A 20,669-nucleotide genomic window follows, 5' to 3' on the forward strand; every position below is an offset into this window, starting at 1 on the left:
CCGGCGGCCGGGCCGGCCCACTCCGCCACCGGCCCGCCGTCCCCTTACCGGGCCGGCAGGACCGTGCGACCGCCGACGCCCGCACCGGGCCGGCGGCCACCCATGACTCCCGGCCGGCGCTCGCCGCGTCCATGCCCGGGAAGATCACCGGCGCCTCCGCCGATCTCCACCGACCGCTCGGTGGAGCTCAGGGCGCCGGCCACGGGCGGGGCCCCGGCCCCGCCTCCCCACTCGCCCCGGCCCTCGCGGGGACGCACCGTCCCCGCGGCCGGTCGGGCGAGGCAGCATCCGCGGCTTTCGGGCCGCAGCGCGCATCTCACCTTCGGAGCTGAATGATGAACGGAAGTACGGGGCGCAGAAGCGGAGGGCGCGGCCGTGTGCGGGCCGCCTCCGCCGCTCTCGGCCTGCTGGCCGGAGTCCTGACCGCGACCACGGTCGGGGCTTCTCCGGCCGCGGCGCTGACACCGCCGGTCGCCCTCACCGCGGACGACCTCACCACCTGGCAGACCAACGGCATCGTCTGGTCGATGGCCGCCGGCGACGGGGTCGTCTACGCGGGCGGCACCTTCTCCACCCTGCGGCCCCCCACCGCGGCCCCCGGCACGAACGAGCAGCCCGCGGTGAACTTCGCCGCGTTCGACGCGGCGACCGGGGCGCCCACCGACTGCTCGCTGTCCTTCACCATCTCCTCGGGGACCGCGACCGTCCGGTCCCTCGCCCTCTCGCCGGACGGCGAAACCCTTTACGCGGGCGGCCAGTTCGGCGCGGTGAACGGTGTCGGCGTGAGCAACATCGCGGCGATCGACACCGAGACCTGCACCGTCAGCAACACCTTCAAGATCGGGGTGTCGGCGACCGTGCGGGGTCTCGCCGTCACCGACGACACGGTCTATCTGGCGGGCGACTTCACCACGGTCGGCGGGCAGACCAGGAGCCACTTCGCCGCCGTCACGACCGGAGCCTCACTGCTGCCCTTCACGGCCAACGCCGACGAGGTCGCACGGGCCGTCGAGGTGACTCCGGACGGGCAGAACGTGCTGCTCGGCGGGGACTTCTTCCGGATCAACGGCACGAACACCCACGCCCTGGCCGTCGTCGACGCGACCACCGGCCAGCTCACCAAGTCCTACCCGGGGTTCATCCACAACAACTCCACGGTCCAGGACATCACCACGGACGCGGGCGGCTTCTACACGGGCAACGAGGGCACCGGCGGCGGCGTGTTCGACGGACGCATCGCGCTGAACCTGAACAACTTCGAGCAGCGCTGGCGGGACACCTGCCTGGGCGCGACCCAGTCCGTGCTGGTGCACTCCGGGGTGCTGTACAGCGGCAGCCACGCCCACGACTGCGCCAGCATGGGCGCGTTCCCGGACCAGCCGCGCAAGCACCTGCTGGCCCAGTCGGTCGACGACCCGAAGCTGCTGCCCTGGTTCCCGGACACCAACGACGGGATCGGGGAGCCGGTCGGGCCGCGTGTGATGGCCCAGACGAGCAGCGGCGGGCGCCACTACATGTGGGTGGGCGGCGAGTTCACCACCGTCAACACCAAGCCGCAGCAGGGTCTGACCCGGTTCGCGGACGGCCCGGACACGGGCGCGCCCTGGGTGCCCAACGTCAGCCTCTCCACGCTGACGCCCGGGCGGATCGACGTGAACTGGCAGACCAGCTTCGACACCGACGACGGTGAGCTGACCTACCGGATCTACAAGGACGGCTCCAACACCCCGATCCACACGACGACCGGCTACTCGGTCTTCTGGGACCGCCCGCAGCTGACCTGGACGGACACCGACGTCGCCCCGGGCGAGACCCACTCGTACCGGATCACCGCGAGCGACGGCACCAACACCAGCACCAAGTCCCCGGCCCAGTCCGCCACCGTGGCGAGCGCGACGGAGGCGTACCCGGCGCGGGTCAGGTCCGACGGCGCGAGCCTCTACTGGCGCTGGGACGAGGGCACGTCCACGTTCGCGCACGACAGCAGCGGCAATCTGAACAACGGCTTCCTGCGCAACGGCCCCGCCTACCGGCAGACCCCGGCGGCGGTCGCCGGGCCCTCGACGGCGATCGGGTTCAACGGCACCGACGAGTACGCGTACAGCAACCGGCTGCACAGCCAGCCGGCCCGCTTCACCATCGAGACGTGGATCAAGACGACCACGACCCGGGGCGGGAAGATCGTCGGCTTCGGCAACATGACCCAGCAGAACAGCACCCGTCACGACAAGCACATCTACATGCGCAACGACGGGCGCCTCGTGTTCGGCGTCCAGAGCGGCGGGGCCCGGACCGTCGCCACCTCGGGGGCGTACAACGACGGCCAGTGGCACCACGTCGTCGCCACCCAGGGCCCGCTGGGTCAGGGCATGTCGCTGTACGTCGACGGGCAGCTGCGCGCGTCGAACATCCTGGTCTCCGGCAACGAGAGCCAGCCGGGCTACTGGCGGGTCGGCGGGGACAACCTGTCCGGCTGGCCGAACCGCCCCACCAGCAACTTCTTCGAGGGGCAGATCGACGAGACCGCCATCTACCCGACCGCGCTGAGCGGATCCACCATCAGTGCGCACTACGCCCTGAGGAACGGCTGAGCGATGAGAAACCCGTTCCTGGCCTGCGCCGCCGTCGTCCTGACGGCGGCGGCGCTGGCCGCCTGCGGCTCGTCCGCGGACGGGAACGACCCGGAGGCCGCGGGCGCCCAGCGCCCCGCGGCCTCCGGGCCCGCCGCCCCCGGACCGTCCGGCACCCCGGCCACCGAGCCGGCCGCGCCGCCCACCGAGGAGCCGTCGGCCCCGGGGGCGTCCGCTCCGGCCGCCACGGCCGAGGGCCCGAAGACGCCCGCCGACGAGATCACCCCGGCCACGGGGACGTTCACGAAGAAGCAGAAGGAGTATCTGAAGGACCGGGTGCCGAAGGGCATGGACCCGGCCGCCGTGCTCCAGACCGGCCAGGAGACCTGCGACAAGCTGCGCTATCTCGTCAAGGCCGACCGGGACACGGCGGTCGGGGCGATCGTGACGGGCGAGATCCCCGACGCCAAGGACGCGGTCGCCGGGCTCTGCACCCAGCACCAGGCCCTGGTCGACGAGGCGGCGTACGGCTACCCGGACGGCAAGCACACCGGGAAGAAGCTCCGGCCGGGCGTGTACCGCTCGGCCTCGCCCACCACGGACTGCTCCTGGCAGATCGAGGGGGCGGGCGGTAAGGAGCTGGCCTCCGGCGCCTCCGACACCGGGAAGTCCCGGAAGATCACCATCCCCGATTCCGCCGTTACGTTCACATCCACAGGCTGCTACGCCTGGCTGCCCGAAGGAGCCGCGGGATGACCGCAGGTACGCCGAAACTCCCGATAGCCGTGGCGATCCCCACGAAGAACGAGGGGCTGAACATCGCGGAGGCGGTGAAATCGGTGCTCGGCCACTTCGAGGCGGTCGTCGTGGTGGACTCCCACAGCACCGACGACACCGTGAAGATCGCCGAGGAGTGCGGGGCCGAGGTGGTCACCTACACCTGGGACGGCGGCCACCCCCGGAAGAAGCAGTGGTGCCTGGAGAACGTCCGCACCGACCTGGACTGGATCCTCCTGCTCGACGGCGACGAGCGGCTCAGCCCCGGGCTGCTGGCCGAGCTGCGGGAGACCTTCCGGAACCCGGAAGCGCCGAAGCCGGCCGCGTACGACATACCGCTCGGCTACTGGTTCTCCGGGAAGCGGCTGCGGCACGGATACACCATCCGCAAGCGGTCGTTGACCGACCGGACCCGCTGCCACTACCCGGAGGTCGGGGACCTGGACGCGCCGGGGATCGGGGAGGTGGAGGGCCACTACCAGCCGGTCGCGGCGAGCGCGGGCACCCTCACCCACCCGATCGAGCACCAGGACCTCGACCCGGTGACCGCCTGGTTCGAGCGGCACAACCGCTACTCGGACTGGGAGGCCTGGCTGGAGCACCACCCCCGGGTGAAGGAGCAGGTGCGCCAGGTGAAGTCGCGCCAGGGGCAGTTGTTCCACAAGGCGCCGTTCAAGCCGGTGGTGTCCTTCGCCTACATGTACCTCTACAAGCGGGGATTCCTGGACGGCCGGGCGGGCTTCGACTTCGCGCTGGCGATGAGCTTCTACCGCTGGCAGATCGCGCTCAAATCCCGCGAGAAGCCCGTACGTCGATGAGTCAGCCGCTCACCCTCGCCTCCGGCGGACCACGTCCTCGTAGGTCCGCCGGAGGGTGGCGGTGACGGCCTCGATGGTGAACTGCTCGTTCACCAGCTCCCAGGCGGCCTTGCCCGCCTGCTCGGCGGCCTCGGGCTCCAGCAGCTCCAGGATCGCGTCGGCGACCTTGCGGGCGTTGGCCGCGTCCTCGCCGACCCGGCTGTCGATGACCCGCCCCGAGCCCGCCCCGGCCACGTCGGGGGCCTGTCCGCAGGTGCGGGTGATGACGACCGGGGTGCCGACCGACATCGCCTCCAGCACCGAGACCGGGAACGGCTCCTCGATCGCGGGCAGCACATACACATCGGCCTCGCGGTCGGCGGCCAGCACCTCGTCGCGCTCCAACGGGCCGACATGGTCGAGGGATTCGGCCACCCCGAGCTGCCGGGCGAGCCCGAGGGTGCCGGCGAGGGCGCCGGTGTCGGGACCGGCCAGGACGAAGCGGGCGTCCGGGTGGCGGGCGAGGACGTGCGGCATCGCGGCGACGAAGTCCTCGGGCCGCTTGCGCTCCTGGATCCGGGCCAGATACAGCACGGTGGGCGGGCGGCCGGGCTCGCGGGCGGGCTTGCGCTCCTGCGGGCGGACCCCGTTGACCAGCCGCACGGTGCGGGTGAGCGGGACGGGCGCGGCGACGGCGTTCACGTCGACGCGCTCCATCTCGGTGAGGTGCAGCACGGCGTCCGCCTCGCGCAGCACCTTGCGGACCCCGAGGAGGTCGGTGAGCTGGGCGACCTTCTTCTCGGTGGGGTCGATCATGCCGTGGGTCTGGACGACCAGGGGCGTACGGGTCGCGAGTGCGAGGAGCGCCGCGGGCAGGGTCACCAGGTCGCGCATCAGATGCACGTGGACGAGGTCGGCGCCACGCATCATGCGGCGTGCGGTGTTCAGCAGCCCGGCGGAGGTGATGCCGCTGACCTCGAACATCGGGAGGATGTGCCGGGCCTGGAAGAGGTGGACCGGAACTCCTTCGACTTCGCTGGGCAGTTCGCCATCGGGGAAGCCGTCACCGAGGGCCATGACACGTGCGTCGTCACCGTGCGCACGCTGGACCTTGGAGAGGTTGAACGCCACTCGCGTCGGACCGCCGAAGGCGTGGTCCGGGGTGTGGAGCGTGACAACGTGCAGGATTTTCACCAGAGTTCCCCTCGACTATGGCCAAGTATTCACAGCGTAGTCATCGGCCCCCCTCAAGTGGGCTGATTCGTTAGAGTGTTCAGCGGTTCACTGATCCCGGGGGGGGGGGCGCATGACGTCGGTGCACACGTCGGCGCGGGAGCAGGCCGCTCCCACCGTCACGGGCCCACGGGGGCCCGGGGGTCCCGGTGGCCCTCCGGAGCGCCCGATCGCCTGGTCGATGCTGTCGCGGGCGCTGTCCGTGCCGCTCATCCTGGGCCTGGTCTGCTTCCTGCCCGCGGTGATCGCCGCCCAGCCCGGCAGCGGGGTCCGGGACACGGCGTACTGGCTCCAGCTGGTGCTGACCTCCTACGCGGGCGCCCGCCTCGCGACGATGATCCTCTCGACCCGGCGGCGGCTGCTCCAGGGCGTCTTCTGGATGTTCGTGTACATCGCGATGGGCGTGGCACCGTTCGCCCAGGTGGTGATCGGGCAGACGCCGACGCCGATGGTGGGGCCGCGCCAGGACCTGGTCACGGCCATCGCGATGGTTCTGGTGGGGTGTGCCGCCTACGACCTGGGGGCGCTGCTGGCCTCCCGGCGGCCGCTGCGCCGCCGGGCGCCCTCCGCGCGGGGGGCGGTCAGCGGGCCGGCGGTCGCCCATCCGCTGCGGCTGCGGCTGCTGGTGCTGCTGGCGTTCACGGCGAGCGCCTTCTACGTGCTCAAGCTGGGCGGCCCCTCGGTCTTCTTCGCGAGCCGGCAGGAGATCAACGAGACCGTCGCGGCGAGCGGGGTGGTCACGGAGGGGTCCAATGTGGGCTCGGCGTTCCTCAAGGGCTTCGGGCAGGTCCCGGCGCTGCTGGCGCTGCTCTTCTACACCCGCCGTCTGGCGACCTCCTACCGGGCCCGGCGCAGACCGTCGACGGTGCTGGTGTGGGTGGCGCTGGCAGCGCTGAACCTGTTGGTGAACAACCCGGTCTCCAACGCCCGTTACTGGTTCCTGACAGTGGTGGTGGCGTTCGTGTTCGCCGCGTTCCCGAGCAGTGCGGCGGTCTACCGGACGGTCCTGACGGCGGGCGTGGTGGGGGCGCTGGTGCTGTTCCCGTACGCGGACAGGTTCCGGTACGAGGAGGGGAGCCAGCGGTCCGTGCAGTCGGCCTCGGTCTTCGATCCGCTGGTGACCAAGGACTACGACCAGATGGTGATGTTCGCCAACACCATTTCCTGGGTCGACACCCGGGGCCACACCTACGGCCGCCAACTGGCGGGCTCCGGGCTGTTCTTCGTGCCGCGCGCGGTGTGGAGCGGGAAGCCGGAGGACACCGGGGTCCGGGTCGGGCAGTGGATGGGGCTGCGGATGACCAACCTGTCGGCGCCGCTGTGGACCGAGTTCTGGGTCGATCTCGGTGCGGCCGGCATGATCGGCGGGATGGCCCTGATCGGCTACGGGTCGGCCCGCACCGACCGCCGCTACGCCCTGGCCGTCACCCGGGCGGGGCCCGGCCCGGGGAGTGTGCTGGCCATCGCCGCGCCGCTGATCGCCGGATACACCTTCATCCTGCTGCGCGGCCCGCTCCTGCAGGCGGCGGGGAAGCTGGCCATCGCCGCGCTGTGTCTGGTCGCGATCAGTACGTACCGGGAACGGCGGGCAGGGCGTCGGCGGTGAGCGCGCCGCCGTGCCCGAGACGGGGGTTCAGACCTCGATGCGTGTCCAGGTGTCGCCCGCCCGGAGCCAGAGGAAACCGCCTTCACCCGTGTGAACAGGCGTTTTCCGGGCAACGGCGATCATGGCGGATACCCCGTCGCAGGTGACCGAGGAGAATCGTCGTGACGTACACCGAAGACTGCGCATCCGAGCTGCGGGGCGACCTCGAAGCCGCCATCGGCGGCTACATGGTGGCCGTGGCCGGAGTTCTGCTCGACGAAGAGGTTCCGGTGACCTCCATCTCGGCGTACGGAGACTTCGACGATCCGAGCCAGGACGACTTCGCGGGAGATGTCGAAGGGAGCGTGGAGTTCGCGGACGCCTTCAGGAGACGACTTCTCGGCGACGGCGGAGACGCGGGTCTGCTCTGGTGCGGCGTCTCCGGATGGTGCTTCTTCCACATACCGGAGGGTTCGGGCCGGTCCCTCCTGGAGACCGCCCGCTGGATGGGGGGCGGACTGACGCCCGAGCCCAGGCGCGTCGCGGCCTTCCTTTCGGAGGCACGGCTGGACGCCCGCAACGCGGGGAGCGGCGAGCGGCCCTTCTACCGTGCTCCCCGCAGCGAGCCGGACGCCCTCCTCATGCGGCTCAGGGCCTTCGACACGTCGGAGGAGTGCACGGAGCCGTGGTCCGGGAACAGCCGGTTCGCCTGTTTGCGGAGCTCCGCCTCCCAGCGGCATGCGGTGGAGGCCCTGACCGCGCCCGGTCAGGAGATCGTCGACGTGGCGCTGCACACCGGCGAGCTGAGGGCCCTGACGGAACTCCTGGAGTACGTGGAGGGGGACACCCCGCACGCCGAGTTGCGCGAGCTTGCCCGCTGCCTGGCCCGTGACCTCGTCCTGCGCGCACGGGACGGGGTGGAGAGCGTCGACGAGCACCGGGAAGCGTTTGGCTACGCGGTGGAGCGGCGCTGACGGACGGCCGTTTTCCCTGCCCCCTCCCGGTGGGCCGGCCACGCTCGCCCGGCCTCCGTTTCAGGCCCGCCCGCCGACCGCGTCCTCGGCGACCGCCATGGCCGGGTCGGGCGCCACGGTGCGCCGACGCAGCCGGGCCACTCTGATCCAGGTGGCGGTGGCCTTGCAGAGCGAGCCCAGGAACAGCCCCCAGGCGGCGCCCGGGACGCCCCCGACGACGTAACCGCCCGCGAGGAGCGCCACGGCGGTGAGCGAGAAGACGACCTGGATGGCGAGCGTGGTGCGCGGGTCGAGCATGCGCAGGGCGAGCAGCCCGCAGGTGCCGACGGCCATCGCCGCGTACTGGCTGCCGGTCGCCGGGAGCAGGTCGGCGGCCACCGGCCAGGTGTCGCCGAGGAGTTGGTGCCCTGCGGAGTCGGGCAGCAGGGCGAGCACCGTGGCCCAGAGCACGGCGGTCCCCGCGAGGACGGCGGCGAGCGCGGCGGTGGCCCGGATCCGGCGGCGCTCGTCGCCGATGCGGCCGAGGATCGGCGGACCGAAGGACGTGGCCGAGGTGAACAGCACGTTGAGCGGTCCGAACAGGGTGGTCGCCCCGCGCAGCGCCCCGACCAGGAGGGGGTTGCCGACCGCGCCGAGGCCGAGGACGGACAGCTGGCCGGTCGCGTTGCCGACCCCGAACTCGACGGTGAAGCGCTGCCCGAGGTGGCCGCGCCGCAGCATCGGACGCAGCCGCAGCGGGGCCCCGGCAGTGGCGCGGTGCAGGAGGGCGGCGGAGAGCAGCAGCGCGGGGAGGGCGGACAGGCCCCAGACGGCGATCAGCCGGGCCGGGGACGCCCCGTAGTCCTGTACGGAGAGGGCCCCGAGCACACAGCCCAGCCGCAGCAGGTCCGAGGTCAGGGCGAGATGGGGCTGCTGGAGGGTGGAGAAGGCGTACCGTACGGCGTCCTGTCCCAGCACCACGGGCAGGACGAGGCCGAGCATCAGCAGGGCGCGGGCGGTGTCGCCGGGGACGAGGGCGCAGACGGCCGCGAGCAGCGCGCCGAGCACGGTGGCGGCGAGCACCGTGAAGGCCACGGCGGACCGGCAGGCGCCCCGGGTCTCCTCCCCCGCGCCGCGCTTGAGGACCAGGGGCTGTCCGGCGTACGCCCCCGAGACGCCGAGCAGCACCGTGAAGACCAGGTAGACCGCGGAGAAGCGGGCGAAGTCGGCGAGGGTGGAGAGCCGGGCGGCGGCCACCAGCACCAGGATGTTGGTGAGCGCCGCCACGCCCTGGTCCGCAACCGAGCAGAGGACGGCGGTGCGGGCTCTCACCGGCGGGATGCCGGAAGGGTCAGGGAGCGCAGGCCGAGGGTCTCGGTGGGGTCTCCCGTGGTCTCGGGACTGTCCGGCTCCGCTGTGGGGGCGGTGGGTCCGCCGCCCCCGGAACGCCGGCGGGCGGACTTCGGGCGGCGCTCGGCGCGACGCAGCCGGCCCCGGGACGGGTGGAGCAGGGCGCCGAGGACGGAGCCGCCGGAGGCGCTGATGATCTCGCGGATGCGCTCCAGGTCGCTGCGGTGCACCTCGCGCGGGTCGCACACGATCATGACGCCGGTGACCCGGTCGACGAGGGCGACCGCGTCGGCGTAGGAGAGGACGGGCGGGGCGAGCACGATGACGACGGTGCCCGGGCTGTCGGCCTCGCCGACGATCCGGCCGACGGGCGGGGAGGTGAGGGCGCGCGGGACGTTGTCGACGGTGGCGCCGGGGATCAGGGTGAAGGCCCCGGAGCCGGGGACGTCCACGCCCGAGCGGGTGCCGGTGGGCCAGCTGCCGTCGCCCTCCTCGGCGGCCCAGCGCGGCGAACGCGTCTCGTGGGCGGCGGAGCCCAGCTCCCGGGCGAGGGCCGGGGTGCGCAGGTCGGCCTCGACGAGCAGGACGTCCCGGCCCATCTCGGCGAAGGCGGCGGCGAGGTTGGCGGCAGCGGCGGCGGCCGCCGCGTTGTCCCCGCGCGGGGCGGTGACCAGCAGGCGGCGGCTCTCGGCGAACGACGGGTCGTAGGCGAGCCGGAAGGCGACCGCGCGGTACTCCTCGGCGAGCCGGGAGCCGCCGCGGCCGATGGCGAGCAGCCCTGCCCCGGCGGCGCGCTCCCGGGGCAGCGTGCCCAGCAGGGGTGCGCCGAGCGAGCGGACCAGCTCGCGGTCGGAGCGTACGGCGGGGTCGAAGACGAGCCGCACCCAGGACAGCAGCAGCCCGAGCGCCAGGCCGACGACACCGCCGAGGCCGAGGAGCAGGGGCAGGCCCGCTCCGGTGGGCGAGGTCGGGGCGACCGGCTTCTTGTTGAGGTAGCCGGGGGTGGTGTCCAGGGCCTTCAGCTCGGAGATCTTCCGGCTCAGCTCGGAGATGGAGACGATGATGTTGGCGCGGGCGCTGGTGACGTCGTCGGCCGCTCCCCCGCCGGCCTGCTCCTCCAGCAGGTCGCGCTTCTCCTCCAGCGGCTTCAGCTGGGCACGGTAGCCGCCCGCCATGTTCTCGATGCTCTCCTCGGTGCGCGCCTTGCGGTGGGCGAGATAGGCGTTGGCGAGGGCTTCGGCGCGGGCGCGGGACTGTTCGGGGGTGGCGCCGGTGTAGGAGAAGCGGAGGGTGAGGGTGTTGGGCGGGTTGGTGACCTGGAGTCCGGCGAGCAGTTTGCGGGCGGTGACGTCGTCGCCCGCCTTGAGGAGGGTGCCCGCGGCCAGGGTGCCGACGGTGTCGCTGACGGCGGTCTGGCGTTCGGAGCCGATGTTGATGCCCTTGTCGGCGGTGGCTCCGGCGGCGAAGGGGTCGGAGATGGCGGACCGGACCTGGACCTCGCCGGTGGCGGTGTACGTCTTCTCGCCGCCGAGGGCGAGATAGCCGCCGCCGAGCAGTCCGACGACCACGCCGACGGCCAGCAGGGCGCGGTAGCGCAGGAGTTGGCGGAACTGGTCGCGCAGGAGCGCCGGCTCGTCGTGGTCGTCCAGGACCCGGTTCACAGATGTCATCGGCGGCCACTGTCCTGTCCGTCCCGCAGGACCTCGGCGAGCAGGTCGTCGAAGCGGGCGAGTCCCGCCTCCCGGCTCAGATGGCGTGCGACGTACCGCGGCCCCTCGGCCCCGAGGGCGCCGGCGGCGGCCGGGTCGGCGGCGAACTTCTGCACGGCTTCCAGCAGGGCGGCCGGGTCCTCGGGGGCGACGAGGACTCCGGCGCCGGAGCGGCGGACCTCGTCCGCGGTGCCGCCCTCGTCGGCGACGGAGGCGACCACGGGGCGGCCGGAGGTGAAGTAGGAGGTGAGCTTGGAGGGGACGCTCATGTCGAGGACCGAGGCGCGCTGGGTCACCGCGAGGACGTCGGCGGCGGCCAGCACGTCGGTGAACTCCTCGGCCCCCGCGGGCTCCAGGAACTCCACGTTGCCGAGCCCCTCGGCGCGGGCGCGCAGGGCGTCGCGCTGGTTGCCGTCGCCCATCAGGACGACGCGGACGCCGGGGGCGAGCCGGGCGGCCTCCACCAGGACCTCCAGGCCCTGCTTGAGGCCCATGTTGCCGGAGTGCAGGATCACCGGGACGCCGTCGGGCCAGCCGAGCCGGGCCCGGGTCGCGGCCCGGTCGGCGGTGGGGCCCTGCACATGCGTCCAGTTGGGGACGAGGCGGATGCGGCCGGGGTCGACGCCGAGGGCCCGGACGCCGGGGACGAAGCTCTCGTGGATGACCCCGACGAGGGCGGCCCCGCGCAGTGCGTACCGCTCGGCGGCCGCGGCGACGGCGGCGGCCCGGCCCCCGCCCCGGATGCCGCTCTGCGCGGCGGCGGCGCCCATCAGGTCCTGGACGACGGGGAGGTAGGGCACGCGGTGGTGCCGGGCGAGGCGGGCTCCGATGACTCCGCCGGCGAGGCTGGGCATCTGGGAGATCACGACGTCGGGGCGGCCGGGCGGCGGTGCGATCAGTCCCGTGGCGAGGATGCTGGCCTCGAAAGCGGCGCGCTTCAGGGCCGTCTGACGGGATGGCACATAATGGCGGCGTCGGTGCACGCCGACGCCGCCGCGTATCTCCACCGTCCGCCACACGTCCCGGTAGCTCTCCTCCAGCCGCCAGGAGGGGTAGTGCGGCATGCCGGTGAGCGCCCGGACTCGGGCGCCGGACGAGGCCCAGTGCTCCGCGAGTTGGGTGGCGTACGGGCCTATGCCGGTGAGCTCCGGCGCATAGTTGGTCGAGACCAGCAGAAGTCGGCGGCCCCGGATCGGACCCGGCCTTGCAGCATCGGACATCGGACGATCGCCTTCCCCCCACGACAGCCGCTGTTCCCGGCGAGGAACAGCCCCCATCGAGCTTATCCGTTCACGGCTTGCACAAGTGTTCTTCACAGTAAGGTCGTTGGAACATCACCGGATCACGTTCACCGTGGGGGGAGAGATACGGATGGTGCAGCACAGGGTGGGTTACGCACCCGGGGTGTACGACCTGTTCCACGTCGGGCACCTCAACATCCTGCGTCATGCCCGCAGTCAGTGCGACTACCTGGTCGCGGGGGTCGTGTCGGACGAGATGGCCGCGCTCGCCAAGGGCCATACACCGATGATCCCGCTCCGCGAACGACTGGAGATCGTCCGCAGCGTGCGCTTCGTGGACGCCGCGTTCGTGGAGACCGTGCCGGACAAGGTCGAGACCTGGCAGCAGGTCCGGTTCGACGTGATCTTCAAGGGCGACGACTGGCGGGGCACGGAGAAGGGGATGAAGCTGGAGCGCGACTTCGCCGAAGTGGGCGTGGAGGTCGTCTACTTCCCGTACACCGTGCATACGTCCAGCACTCAGCTGCGCCGGGCGCTGGACGTCCTCGTCAGCCGGCCCGGAGCGCTTTCAGCTCCCTGAACCACTTGGCGAGGAAGGCCGCCAGGAACAGCGTGTGCACGACCGCGAGCACGGCGTACCCGGCGCGGAAGGCCCCGGGTGCGCCGAGCAGCAGGAACACCAGGCAGAACACCCCGTAGTCGGCGGGCAGCAGGGCCACGGCCCGTACCCGCGAGACGGGCCCCGCCGGCGCCGCCGCCCAGGACGGGCCCCGGCCACTCGCCGCCGCCTTGCCGAGGTGTTCGCGCAGGAGCCCCGCGCAGAAGGTGACCACGGCGGCCAGCTGAAAGCCGAGCGGCAGCAACAGCCAGGCATCCGAGGGCAGTTCACCGAAGCGATAGAAGGAGATCAGGACCGCGGTGTGGACGAGCAGCAGCTTCCCGCAGTCCACGACATGGTCCAGCCACTCCCCGTCGGGCCCGCCCCGGCCGGTGAGCCGGGCGAGCTGCCCGTCGGCGGAGTCGAAGGCGAAACCGAGCGCGAGGGCCGCGTAGACCAGGACGGCGAGCGTCCAGGACGGCTCGACGAGCGCCACCGACGCCACCGCACCGTAAGTGAACAGCGCGCTGATCACAGTCACTTGATTGGGCGTAAGTCCCGCCCGGTAGGCCCCGGCCGCGAGCACGCGGCCGGCGGGCCGGTTCACGTACCGCGAGTAGAGCGAGACGCCTTTGGCGCTCTTCTGTGCGCCGCGCAATTCGCGCAGCACGGTGCCCGTGCTTCCCACTACGCCCCCCAGCGTCCGGCAGTGCCCGCATCATGGCACGCGGACACCGGACCTGTGGGGTCTTTGGATCTCCTTACCTCCGGGGTAATCGACGCCGCCGGGGCCCCGGGACCAAGGTGGGTGCACCGCCCCGGACCGCCGGGGCGCCCACGGAGAGGACCCGCCATGACCGCGTACGACGAGACCGTCCAGCGCTACTTCGCCGCCTGGAACACGACCGGGTCCGAGGAGCGGGCGAAGGCGGTGGCCGCCGCGTTCACCGACGACGCCGGCTACACCGACCCGCAGGCCGACGTGCGCGGGCACGAGGGGCTCGCGGCCCTGATCGGCGGCGTGCACGAGCAGTTCCCCGGCTTCCGCTTCACACTGACCGGCACACCGGACGGGCACCACGACCTGGTCCGGTTCTCCTGGGAGCTGGTCTCCTCGGCGGACGGCTCCGCCCCGGTGGCCGGGTTCGACGTGGCCCGGCTGGCCGAGGACGGCCGGATCAGCTCGGTGAGCGGATTCCTGGACCGCGTACCGGCGGCGTGAACCCGCCCCGCACCACGGTCACTTCCCGCCGGTGAGCTGCTCGTCGAGCTCGTCGAAGAGCAGCTCGCTGTGGTCGACCTGGCCGGTGCGGTAGGCGGAGCGGGCCACCAGATGCGAGGCGACCGGTCCGGTGAGCATCTGGAAGAAGGCGATGAGGGCGAGGGTGGCGAGTTCCATGCCGCCGCGCAGCCGCAGCGCCACCCCGGCCAGCACCAGGATCATGCCGAGGGTCTGCGGTTTGGTGGCGGCATGGCTGCGGGAGAGGACGTCGGGCAGCCGGAGCATGCCGATCACCCCGAGCAGACAGGTCGCGGCGCCGATCAGGAGCAGGACGGCGCCGGCCGTGTCGACGATCTGGAGCCAGAGGTTCACCGCGGGCCCTCCTGGGCGTCGTCGGAGTGCGGAGGCGAGCCGTTCGGATCGCGGGGCCGGTCGCGTACGGCGATGAAGCGGGCGATGCCCACCGAGCCGGTGAAGCCGAGGAACGCCAGCACCAGCATGATCGGGAAGTAGAACGGGTCCCGGGCGAAGGCCGATTTGGCGGCCAGACCGGCGATGATCAGCGCGGCGCAGACGTCCAGCGAGATCGCCCGGTCGAGCATGGAGGGGCCTCGCCAGATCCGGGCGAGCAGCAGTGCCCCGGCGATGAGGATCAGGACGACGGCGCAGGTAAGCAGGGCCTGGTCGACCCGTTCGGGTGCGGTCACGGTGCGGGCCTCCCGGCGGCGAGCTGGGGCGGTGGCGGGGGTTCGGCGACCCGGGCGATCTCGTCACGGGTGCCGAAGGCCCGTACGGTCAGTTCCTCCACGCGCCAGACCTGACGCCGGGCGGCTTCGAGCTCCTCGGGCCGGTCGGCGTCCAGGACGTGCACGAAGACGGTGGCCGTCGCCCGGCGCACCTCGATGATCGATCCGCCGGGGACGTTGGAGACGGCGACGGCGGTGGCGGCGAGCATCAGGTCGCTGCGGCAGCGCAGGGGGACGCCGATCACGGCGGCCCGGTGCGGCAGGCCGAACAGGGTCTGGCGGGTGACCTTCACGGCCGAGGTGTACATGTCGTAGAAGAGGTAACCGGCCAGGCGCAGGATGCCCCAGGGGTGGAGCCGCAGTCCGAGGTCGACCCGGGGCAGCGGGAAGGCGAGGCAGACGGCGACCGATACGACCAGGCCGGTCAGGACGTTGGCCCAGGTGAGGGTGGACCAGAGCAGCACCCAGATGACGGTGAGCCAGGCGATCAGCGGCAGGTCGAGCACCCGCCGCCGACGGGTGCCGAACTCGAAGCTCAGGGGTGGCAGATCGGCGTTGCGGAAGGAGAAGCCCAGAACGCGTTTCACCGGCCCAGCACCTCCTGGATGTAGGGCGCCCGCTGGAGGAGTTCGGCGGCCGTGCGGTCGGTGTAGGCGGTGAGCGGGTCGGCGAACACGGTGAAGGCGAGGCCGATGGCGATGGTGGCGGCGGTGGCCGCGACCATGGGGTGGGGCAGTCGGCTGGTAGTGGTGACGGCCCGTCCGTGCAGGGTCGCGGCCGATGCCTGTCCGGCGGGCGGGGGCGTGGTCCCGATGCCCTCGTCGCCGGTGCCGGGGATGCGGTCGGGTCCGGCGTCGCTGTCGTCGTCGCTGTCGTCACCGGCCTCCAGGACAGTGCCGGCGGCGGCCTGGCCCGGCGGGGCGGCGCGCCAGAAGGCGAGGTTCCAGACCTTGGCGACCACGTACAGGGTGAGCAGGCTGGTGGCCGCCGAGCCGGCGACCAGGACCCAGGCCCAGCCGCCGCCGTCGGCGACGCCCGCGCGCATCAGCCCGAGCTTGCCGATGAAACCGGAGAGCGGGGGGATCCCGGCGAGGTTCATCGCGGGGACGAAGAACAGCGCGGCGAGCATCGGCGCGGCCCTGGCCAGGCCGCCGAGCCGGGTCAGCTCGGTGGTGCCGCCGCGGCGTTCGATGAGCCCGGCGACGAGGAACAGCGTCGTCTGGACGGTGATGTGGTGGGCGACGTACACGATGGCCCCGCCGTACGCCTCGCGGGTGGCGAGGCCGATCCCGAAGACCATGTAGCCGATGTGGCTGATCAGGGTGAAGGAGAGCAGTCGCTTGAGGTCGGTCTGGGCGACCGCGCCGAGGATGCCGATGACCATGGAGGCCAGGGCGATGGCCATCAGGAGGTCGCCGATGCGGTTGCCGGGGAAGAGCAGGGTCTCGGTGCGCAGCATGCAGTAGACGCCGACCTTGGTGAGCAGTCCGGCGAAGACGGCGGTCACGGGGGCCGGGGCGGTCGGGTAGGAGTCGGGGAGCCAGGCGGCGAGCGGGAAGACGGCGGCCTTGATGGCGAAGACGGTGAGCAGCAGCGCCTGGATCAGGGTCTGTACGCCGATGGGGAGGTCGGCAAGACGCACGGCGAGCTGGCCGAAGTTCGCGGTGCCGGTGGCCGCGTAGGTCATGGCGATGGCGGTGAGGAAGAGCATCGAGGAGAACAGCGAGATGATCACGTAGGTGGAGCCCGCCCGCATGCGGGGTCCGGTGCCGCCGAGGGTGAGCAGGACGAAGCTGGCGACCAGCATGATCTCGAAGCCGACGTAGAGGTTGACGAGGTCGCCCGCGAGGAAGGTGCAGGAGACCCCGGCGACGAGGATCAGGTAGGCGGGGTGGAAGACGGCGAGCGGGGTCTCCTTGTCCCGGTCGGTCATGCCCTGGCCCAGCGAGTAGACGAGCACGCAGAGCGTGACGGCCGAGGAGACCGTGAGCATCAGCCCGGAGAGCCGGTCGGCGACCAGGGTGATGCCGAGCGGCGGGGCGAAGTCGCCGAGGTGGACGGAGAGCGGGCCCTGCCGGTCGGCGGCGACCATGAGGATCACCGAGAGCGCGGTGACGGCGGTGAGCACGGCGACGCTGATGAAACGCTGGAAGCGCCCCAGCCGGGTGCCGAAGGCGAGGCTGAGTCCGGTGGCGCACAGGGGCAACAGCACCGGCAGCGGGACGAGCGCGTTCATCCGTCGGCTCCTCGGTCACGGGGGTAGCGGTCGTCCGCCTTGGCGTCGCCGTCGCGGGCGTAGTCCTCCGGGTCCGCGCCGAGCACGTCGTTCCAGAGGTTGCCGGAGGCGTCGCGGCCCCGGGCCTGACGGGCCCGGTCGGCGCGGAGGCGGTCACGGAGCCGGCGGCGCTCCTCGCGGTAGCGTTCGCGCTCCTCGGCGGTGGGTTCGGCTCCCGACCGGAACTCCTCGCGCAACTGGGCGCGCTCGGAGAGCACTTCGGCGCGCAGCACGATGCGCCGGTCCTCCAGGTCGTCGTGGACCTCGTCGGTGCCGGTGATCTGGTGGCTGCGGTAGGCCATGGCCAGCAGGAACGCGGTGGTGGCCAGGGTGATGACGATGGCGGTCAGCGCGATGGCCTGGGGCAGCGGGTCGGTGACCCGGCTCAGGGAGACCCCGTAGAGCAGGGGTGCGGCGCCCGCCCGGCCGGTCGAGGAGAGCACCAGCAGGTTGATGCCGTTGCCGAGGATGACGGCGCCGAGCAGGATGCGGGTCAGCGGGCGGGTGAGCATGAGGATGCCGCCGACGGCGCAGAGGACGACGGCCGTGGTGATGAGCGAGGCGCTGACGATCATCGCAGGGGCCCTCCCGCCTCGGGGCCGCCGTCGGGGGTGAGGACGCCCGCGGCCCGTTCGATCTGCCGGTCGACCTTGGCGCCGAGGGCCCGCACGATGTCGAGGACGACGCCGAGGACCAGCAGGTAGACGCCGAAGTCGAAGAGGACCGAGGTGCTCAGGTGGTACGTGCCGAAGACCGGCAGATGTCCGTAGTACGTGAAGGCGTGCAGGACGGTGCCCTCGCCGAGTCCGAGGAGGCCCACCCCGGTGGAGATGAAGAGTCCGAGGCCGGTGAAGAGACCGGGCTGAAGCGGGGCCGCCTCGGCGAGTTCGAAACGGCCGCCCGCCAGGTAGCGGGTGATCAGGGCGACCCCGGCGACGAGCCCGGCGACGAAGCCGCCGCCGGGCAGGGACTCGGCGCAGAACAGCAGATAGACCGAGAGCACCAGGATCGGGTGGAACAGCAGCCGGGCCACCACTTCGAAGACGATCGAGCGGTGTTCGGGGGCGAGGGTGGCCCCGGCGGCCAGCCAGTCGCGTTCGGGGGCCGCGTCGTCGCCCTGCGGCAGCCGGGAGGAGTGGTGGGCGGTCAGGGACCAGGCGGTGCGGCCCTGCAACTCCTCCTGGGCCATGGAGCCTTCACTGCGGCGGTGCAGGTAGATGAGGCTGGTGACGCCGATCGCGGCGGCGGCGAGCACGGCGGACTCCCCCATCGTGTCCCAGGCGCGCAGGTCGACGAGGATGGTCGCCACGACGTCCTTGAGCCCGTGGTCGGCGACCTCCTGGACCATGGCGGTGCCGGCCGGTTCGGCGGTGCGCGCGGCGGCGGCGACCCACATCCCGACGCCGACGGTGGCGGCCGCGGCGAGCGCCACGGGGATGCGGCTGGCCCGCCGCCAGATGCTCACGGTCTCCTGGAAGTGGACGGGCATCCGGCGCAGCACCAGCACGAAGACGATCATCGCGACGGTCTCCATGCAGAACTGGGTGAGCGCCAGGTCGGGCGCTCCCTGGACGACGAAGAGCAGGGCGGTGCCGTAGCCGGTGAGGCCTGCCAGGACGACGCCCTTCATACGCCGCCGGACCGTCAGGCAGAGCAGGGCGGCGGCACAGGTCAGCGCGGCGACGGCGCCCTGGAGCGGGTTGTCCCAGAGCCGGGGCCGTACGGCTCCGACCCAGGGGGTGTCGACCATGAGGACGGCGAGCTGTCCGCCGAGCATGACGAGCAGCGTGGTGGCGAGGTAGACGGAGAGGGAACCGCGCTGGATGAAGCCGGTGACCTGGAGGGCGAGACGTTCCTGCCCGAGCAGCAGATGGCCGAAGACGCTGTCGGCGGTGGGCCAGGCGATCCGCCGGGAGAGCCGGGTCACCTGGGTCCGGCCGAGGAAGAGCACGGTGCCCGCCGCCCAGGCGACGGCCGACAGGAGCAGAGCGAGGCCGAATCCGTGCCAGAGGGCGAGGTGGTACGGGTCCGGCTCGGCCGGGAACATGTCGGCGTACGCGTTCGGCAGCCGGTCGGTCCAGCTGACGGCCGGGCCGAGGATGAGGCCGAGCACGGCGAGCAGCGCGGGCGGGGCGAGGAAGGCCGGGCCCACCCGGTGGACGGGGGTGTCGGGGACGCCGGGCTTGCGGAGGAACGCGCCCCAGAAGAACCGCAGGGTGTACGCGGTCGTCAGCGCGGAGCCCGCGACCACGGCAACCAGCGCCCACCGGTCGGCGGTGGAGCCGTGGAGCAGCGCCGCGAAGGCGGCCTCCTTCGCGGCGAAGCCGAGCAGCGGAGGCAGGGCGGCCATGGAGGCGGCGGACAGCGCCGCGACCCCGGCGACGTACGGCAGGGAACGCCCGACTCCGGAGAGTTTACGCAGGTCACGCGTGCCGGCCGCATGGTCGACGATCCCGGTGACGAGGAACAGCGGGGCCTTGAAGAGGGCATGGGCGAGGATCATGGCGAAGGCGGCGAGCGCGGCGTCGTGGTTGCCGGTCCCGGCGAGCAGGGTGAGGAAGCCGAGCTGGCTGACGGTCCCGTAGGCGAGGACCAGCTTGAGGTCGTTCAGGCGCAGCGCCCGCCAGCCGCCGAGCAGCATGGTCGCGCCGCCGAGGACGAGGACGACGGGTTTCCAGACGGGGACGTCGGCGAAGGCGGGGGCTAGCCGGGCGACCAGGTAGACGCCGGCCTTGACCATCGCGGCGGCGTGCAGATAGGCGCTGACGGGGGTCGGCGCGGCCATGGCGTTCGGCAGCCACATGGAGAACGGCCAGATGGCGGACTTCGACAGGGCCCCGCACAGCACGAGGACGACGGCGACGGACACGGCGAGGGTCGTCTCGGGCGGATCGGCGACGATCGCGGAGATCCGGTAGGTGCCCGCGGCCTGACCGATGATCAGGAAGCCGACGAGCATGGCGAGGCCGCCGAAGGTGGTGACGACGAGCGCCTGGAGGGCGGAGCGGCGGCTGTGCCGGTGTTCGCTGCCGTGGCCGATCAGCAGGTAGGAGAAGACCGTGGTCAGCTCCCAGAACACATAGAGCGTGATCAGGTCGTCGGCGAGGACGAGGGCGAGCATCGCGCCCGCGAAGGCGAGGAGGTTCCCGGCGAACCGGCCCAACTGCGGGGTGTCGTCGGTGAAGTAGGAGGCGCAGTAGAGCAGGACGAGCGCGCCGACCCCGGCGGCGAGCAGCACCATCAGCTCCGCCAGCGCGTCCAGCCGCAGATCGAGGGTGACCCCGTAGTCCGGGATCCACTCCCAGGTCCAGGTGTCCGCGCCGCCGGACGCGGCGGTGTTCCAGCGAGTGAAGGCCCAGACGGTGGCGGCGGCCGGAGGCAGCGCCAGCACGACGAAGCCCCGCCGGCCGAGCCGGTGCACCAGCGGACCCGCGCAGGCCGCCAGCGCGAAGTGGGCGACGATGAGCGCGATCACAGCGGGGTGTCCGGGGCGGGCGGCGGGGCATCCGGAATAAAGGGCACTAAATACAGATATATCCCCTGGGGCGATTCACCCGTCCGGCGCGCCGCGCACGGCCCGGTCCGCTGCGTTCGCCCCCTCGGGGTCCGGCCG

18 protein-coding genes are annotated in these 20,669 nt (G+C 72.3%); 7 read left to right on the plus strand and 11 right to left on the minus strand.

Translation table 11 applies throughout. The annotated features are described in order from the left end of the window. Positions 1 to 332: 332 nt before the first annotated feature. From IE134_RS08700 to IE134_RS08710, 3 genes are read left to right on the plus strand one after another with little or no spacing between them, the layout of a single operon-like run. Positions 333 to 2,591: a LamG domain-containing protein gene (locus IE134_RS08700; RefSeq protein WP_098020673.1), complete on the plus strand. Its 2,259-nt coding sequence runs from the start codon at positions 333 to 335 to the stop codon at positions 2,589 to 2,591. 3 nt (positions 2,592 to 2,594) lie between these two features. Further along, the gene (locus IE134_RS08705) at positions 2,595 to 3,326 is read left to right on the plus strand and encodes an Rv1352/Rv1906c domain-containing protein (protein WP_030716475.1); all 732 of its coding nucleotides are present in this window, start codon (positions 2,595 to 2,597) and stop codon (positions 3,324 to 3,326) included. After that, complete coding sequence (locus IE134_RS08710) at positions 3,323 to 4,165, plus strand: glycosyltransferase family 2 protein (protein ID WP_030716474.1); 843 nt, start codon at positions 3,323 to 3,325, stop codon at positions 4,163 to 4,165. The genes IE134_RS08705 and IE134_RS08710 overlap by 4 nt, the downstream gene beginning before the upstream one ends. Before the next feature lie 9 nt (positions 4,166 to 4,174). On the opposite strand, the gene IE134_RS08715 is transcribed toward IE134_RS08710, so the two are convergent. After that, the gene (locus tag IE134_RS08715; RefSeq protein WP_189430115.1) at positions 4,175 to 5,338 is read right to left on the minus strand and encodes a glycosyltransferase; all 1,164 of its coding nucleotides are present in this window, start codon (positions 5,336 to 5,338) and stop codon (positions 4,175 to 4,177) included. Between the two features lie 112 nt (positions 5,339 to 5,450). On the opposite strand from IE134_RS08715, the gene IE134_RS08720 reads away from it, so the two are divergent. Then, positions 5,451 to 6,983, plus strand: coding sequence for a hypothetical protein (locus IE134_RS08720; RefSeq protein ID WP_030716472.1), 1,533 nt, complete (start codon positions 5,451 to 5,453; stop codon positions 6,981 to 6,983). A 161-nt stretch (positions 6,984 to 7,144) separates the two neighbouring features. Next, a complete protein-coding gene (locus tag IE134_RS08725; RefSeq protein WP_098894016.1) occupies positions 7,145 to 7,936 on the plus strand; it encodes a hypothetical protein in 792 nt (263 codons plus the stop codon). Positions 7,937 to 7,996: 60 nt separating this feature from the next. On the opposite strand, the gene IE134_RS08730 is transcribed toward IE134_RS08725, so the two are convergent. From IE134_RS08730 to IE134_RS08740, 3 genes are read right to left on the minus strand one after another with little or no spacing between them, the layout of a single operon-like run. After that, positions 7,997 to 9,247 carry an MATE family efflux transporter gene (locus IE134_RS08730; protein WP_030716466.1) on the minus strand — a complete coding sequence of 417 codons (1,251 nt, stop codon included), beginning with the start codon at positions 9,245 to 9,247 and terminating at the stop codon, positions 7,997 to 7,999. Beyond that, the gene (locus IE134_RS08735; protein WP_030716464.1) at positions 9,244 to 10,935 is read right to left on the minus strand and encodes an LPS biosynthesis protein; all 1,692 of its coding nucleotides are present in this window, start codon (positions 10,933 to 10,935) and stop codon (positions 9,244 to 9,246) included. The genes IE134_RS08730 and IE134_RS08735 overlap by 4 nt, the downstream gene beginning before the upstream one ends. Beyond that, positions 10,932 to 12,194, minus strand: coding sequence for a glycosyltransferase (locus IE134_RS08740; RefSeq protein ID WP_126931635.1), 1,263 nt, complete (start codon positions 12,192 to 12,194; stop codon positions 10,932 to 10,934). Before IE134_RS08740 ends, IE134_RS08735 begins: the two co-directional genes overlap by 4 nt. A gap of 151 nt (positions 12,195 to 12,345) precedes the next feature. Here IE134_RS08740 and IE134_RS08745 point away from each other — a divergent pair, with 151 nt between their 5' ends. Further along, positions 12,346 to 12,795, plus strand: a complete 450-nt coding sequence (locus IE134_RS08745; RefSeq protein WP_010059498.1) for an FAD synthase family protein — start codon at positions 12,346 to 12,348, stop codon at positions 12,793 to 12,795. On the opposite strand, the gene IE134_RS08750 is transcribed toward IE134_RS08745, so the two are convergent. Next, complete coding sequence (locus IE134_RS08750) at positions 12,764 to 13,501, minus strand: CDP-alcohol phosphatidyltransferase family protein (RefSeq protein ID WP_126931634.1); 738 nt, start codon at positions 13,499 to 13,501, stop codon at positions 12,764 to 12,766. The genes IE134_RS08745 and IE134_RS08750 overlap by 32 nt on opposite strands. 165 nt (positions 13,502 to 13,666) lie before the next feature. Here IE134_RS08750 and IE134_RS08755 point away from each other — a divergent pair, with 165 nt between their 5' ends. Then, the gene (locus IE134_RS08755; protein WP_189430117.1) at positions 13,667 to 14,035 is read left to right on the plus strand and encodes a nuclear transport factor 2 family protein; all 369 of its coding nucleotides are present in this window, start codon (positions 13,667 to 13,669) and stop codon (positions 14,033 to 14,035) included. Between the two features lie 18 nt (positions 14,036 to 14,053). On the opposite strand, the gene mnhG is transcribed toward IE134_RS08755, so the two are convergent. Genes mnhG through IE134_RS08785 form a run of 6 tightly spaced genes read right to left on the minus strand, consistent with a single transcriptional unit; the run spans position 14,054 to position 20,531 of the window. Beyond that, on the minus strand, positions 14,054 to 14,407 hold the full coding sequence (mnhG, locus tag IE134_RS08760) for a monovalent cation/H(+) antiporter subunit G (protein WP_098016540.1): 354 nt from the start codon (positions 14,405 to 14,407) through the stop codon (positions 14,054 to 14,056). After that, entirely contained in the window at positions 14,404 to 14,742 is a 339-nt protein-coding gene (locus tag IE134_RS08765) for an MrpF/PhaF family protein (RefSeq protein ID WP_098894012.1), read from the minus strand. The genes mnhG and IE134_RS08765 overlap by 4 nt, the downstream gene beginning before the upstream one ends. Further along, complete coding sequence (locus IE134_RS08770; protein WP_030716447.1) at positions 14,739 to 15,368, minus strand: Na+/H+ antiporter subunit E; 630 nt, start codon at positions 15,366 to 15,368, stop codon at positions 14,739 to 14,741. Before IE134_RS08770 ends, IE134_RS08765 begins: the two co-directional genes overlap by 4 nt. Then, positions 15,365 to 17,017: a Na+/H+ antiporter subunit D gene (locus IE134_RS08775; RefSeq protein WP_030716435.1), complete on the minus strand. Its 1,653-nt coding sequence runs from the start codon at positions 17,015 to 17,017 to the stop codon at positions 15,365 to 15,367. Before IE134_RS08775 ends, IE134_RS08770 begins: the two co-directional genes overlap by 4 nt. Continuing rightward, a complete protein-coding gene (locus IE134_RS08780; RefSeq protein ID WP_098894010.1) occupies positions 17,014 to 17,631 on the minus strand; it encodes a Na(+)/H(+) antiporter subunit C in 618 nt (205 codons plus the stop codon). Before IE134_RS08780 ends, IE134_RS08775 begins: the two co-directional genes overlap by 4 nt. Then, positions 17,628 to 20,531: a Na+/H+ antiporter subunit A gene (locus tag IE134_RS08785; protein WP_030716428.1), complete on the minus strand. Its 2,904-nt coding sequence runs from the start codon at positions 20,529 to 20,531 to the stop codon at positions 17,628 to 17,630. The genes IE134_RS08780 and IE134_RS08785 overlap by 4 nt, the downstream gene beginning before the upstream one ends. Positions 20,532 to 20,669: the final 138 nt, after the last annotated feature.

This window comes from Streptomyces rubiginosohelvolus (assembly GCF_014649875.1).
Classification (GTDB): Bacteria; Actinomycetota; Actinomycetes; order Streptomycetales; family Streptomycetaceae; genus Streptomyces; species Streptomyces rubiginosohelvolus.